The following is a 3,210-nucleotide window of genomic DNA, read 5'->3' as shown; positions in this document are numbered from 1 at the left end:
TTAAAGAGTTAAGGAAAACAAAGCGCAAAAAGAATGTCAGTAAAGGAAAATAGGTAAGAGGAAGAACAACCTGTTGCAAGTTGGAGAGTTAAGGAAAGCAAGGCGCAAAAGAAATGTAAGAAGAAGAAATAGGGAAAAGAAAGAGCAGCATGTTGCAAGTTGAGAAATATAAGGAAAACAAAGCGCAAAAAGAATGTAAGTAAGGAGAAAGAGGTAAGAAAAAAAGCAACCTGTTGCAAGTTGAAGAGTTAAGGAAAGCAAGGCGCAAAAGAAATGTAAGAAGAAGAAATAGGGAAAAGAAAGAGCAGCATGTTGCAAGTTAAAGAGTTAAGGAAACAAAGCGCAAAAAGAATGTCAGTAAAGGAAAATAGGTAAGAGGAAGAACAACCTGTTGCAAGTTAAAGAGTTAAGGCAAACAAAGCGCAAAAGGAATGTAAGTAAGAAGAAATAGGTAAGAGGAAGAGCAACCTGTTGCAAGTTGAAAGCAAAGCGCAAAAGAAATGTAGGAAGAAGAAATAGGGAAAAGAAAGAGCAGCATGTTGCAAGTTCAGGAAAGAAAGTTGCAAAAGGAATGCAAGAAAAGCAGAATAGAGAAGAAAGAAACAAAAATTTGTAAATATCTGTTACAATAAATTAAATATAATAGTAGTTAAGATTTTTATACTGAGAATTATTTAATTGTGATCCATGGTTTAGGGAGGAAAAGAAAGTGGATAACTTATTACAAATGTTTCGAGATGCATTGTTAATCTCTGAGCCAATTTATAAAACTAACGAGCTAGTATGGAATAAGTGGAATGCATATTTTAAAGATGTTGAAAACAATAATAATAAAGTACTCACATCACCTCATGCTTCCCCATCATTTACTGCATTAGTGTCTTGGCTAGAGAAAAAACAAGAATCCGGTACTACATTAGTACAAATTTATGCCAAAATTGATTCCTATAAGGAAGAAATATATAAAGAAATTGAAGGATTTATAGACAAAGAATTCCAAAATATAGCTTCTTCAAGTTCCATAATAGTAGAAAATGATCAAAATATAGAAGAGACAAGTATAGTAAACCATGAGGATTATTATGAGGTAAATAACTCTGCTGTTTATTATAAGCTAAGAGATGGGATTGCAAAAAATCAATTTGAAGAAGATGAATTAAGTAAGGTTTTACAATATCCTATTGAAACAAAATCTTCTAATGGTGTAGCCCAGCTTTCTTCACACAAAGATGAAGATTTAAGACTTACTAATATAGAAGAAGCTGCTCGATGGAATACTCTTGTCGATGATGTAATGAGTAATATGGATGATTTAACGGCAGATTGTCTAGATGCAATTACAATACAATGGATAAACGAAGCAAAATCTCCAGACGAATTCATTGATTTTTCTTATGAGCAAGTTTTAGAGATGTGCAACATTCCAAAAACAGTAGTCAAAAATAAGGAATACTATAGAGCGGAAGATAAAATTAAAATAGCAAAAAGAATTGCGGCTTTAGCAAGTATTTTTATCTATTTAAATGATGAGAATGAAGTCGTAGTATTAAATGATCGTGAAGATGAAGGGGAACGACTAGAATTAAAGCGTGAGGTTGTTAAACGATTATTTGTATTAGATTCGGTTGTATTGTGGAGACATAGTGTTACAAATGAATATATGGGTATTGAATCTTGTCGTATTAAGCCAGGCAGCTTTTTAACCAATTATTTATACGGATCAAATAATACAACAGCATTATTGTCTAAAAAAGCACTTGAATACAATAGTTATAGACACAAATATCATAAAAGGTTAATACGATACTTAACATGGCAATGGAGAATTAGACAAATGTATTCATCATTGAAAAAGCCATATTCTATAGGTGGGGACAAAGGCCTGCTAGCAGTAATGGATATCCCGAAAGATTGGAAGCCTAATCGTATTAGAGAACAGTTAGAAAACGTTCTAATGGATTTAGAAAATGAAAAAGTAATCTCTCATTGGGAGTATAGTGGTCCACTGGATGAACAACAAATTGGGAAACGTAATTGGTTTAAAAATTATTACACTAACTTAGGAATAACGATTTTGCCACCTGAAGAAATGTTACAGTCAATGGATAGGGTAATAGGAAAGAAGAGTATAGAGGAACCACAAGAGCAGTTACCGGAAGTAACAGTTGTTAAAGAAATAAAGAAGACTGTAGAATCAGTCGAACAAATAGAGAAAAAGATCCGTGACAAAATACTGAAAGTACACAATGAAAAAAAGGTAAGCATTCGTGAAATAGCAGATGAAATGAGTATTTCTCCGTCTACATTATCTAGGTTTTGTAATTATAAAACAAAACGTTTATCTAAAAAAGCATTAGAAAAGCTAACAAAATGGTGTGAAAGGCAAGAAATATTAGAAAAGATGTAACATAGACTAAATATTTCTTTTAATAATAGTCAAAGTAAAAATACACATACATTATGTATGTGTATTTTACTTATTATTACCAATAATAGTCTGAATTTTCTTTATTGATGGTGGTTTTGGCGGGCGAAGATCCTACTGGAAAGTCATTATAGTTATGCTGTTTAATCCACTGCAATTAAATTTCTTGTCTTATCGATATGGTTCAGTAACATACGATATTCTTCTTCATACATAGTGATACGTTGTAGAAGAGATTGATTCTCTGTTTTTAAATCTTCAATTTGATTTTGTAATTTTGTCAATTCATTCACATCTTTATAATTTTGTAGAAAGAGAATAATATCATCTAATGTAATAGACAAAGAGTTTTTTTCTTTTTCTGATGGGGAGAGGGGAATGTTGTTTCCCATTTTTCGGTCTTGTTTTGCTAGTTGTATTTCTTCTTGGTATTGTTTTCTCACATATGAATTCCAACGAAATCCACAAGCTGCGGGTGTTCTAGCTAGTAGTTTTGCTACTTCTTTGAATGCAGCTAACTGTGTTCCACCGTTACGAATATTCTGAAGTACTGTTGATGCGAGAAGTAAATCGTTATCATCAGTCCAGGAATCTTGTCTTGAGATTACCACGTTTTAACCCCCCTTATATGTTTTATATTATATATATGCAATTACACAAAATGATAGAAGTTTAACTTCTCTTGAAATAATTGGGAGTAAGTTGGTAGAAGTATGTATGATTTTACATGCAAAATTGCATTTAAGGTTGACTATTCCACAAGGTGTAACTATACTGGTTACAGT

Annotated in this window: 2 protein-coding genes; one reads left to right on the top strand and one right to left on the bottom strand. The window is 32.1% G+C overall.

Going from position 1 to position 3,210, the window contains the following annotated elements:
- The first annotated feature begins 709 nt into the window (after window positions 1–709).
- Window positions 710–2,407, top strand: a complete 1,698-nt coding sequence (locus ABWK52_RS19220) for a helix-turn-helix domain-containing protein (protein ID WP_098542383.1) — start codon at window positions 710–712, stop codon at window positions 2,405–2,407.
- Between the two features lie 161 nt (window positions 2,408–2,568).
- Here ABWK52_RS19220 and ABWK52_RS19215 read toward each other — a convergent pair whose 3' ends face one another.
- Entirely contained in the window at window positions 2,569–3,036 is a 468-nt protein-coding gene (locus tag ABWK52_RS19215; protein WP_000237072.1) for an RsfA family transcriptional regulator, read from the bottom strand.
- Window positions 3,037–3,210 lie beyond the last annotated feature (174 nt).

The organism is Bacillus sp. AP50, from assembly GCF_040492675.1.
Classification (GTDB): domain Bacteria; phylum Bacillota; class Bacilli; order Bacillales; family Bacillaceae_G; genus Bacillus_A; species Bacillus_A cereus.
Note: the sequence above shows the minus strand (reverse complement) of the source record. Positions and strands in the feature narration are given on the sequence as shown.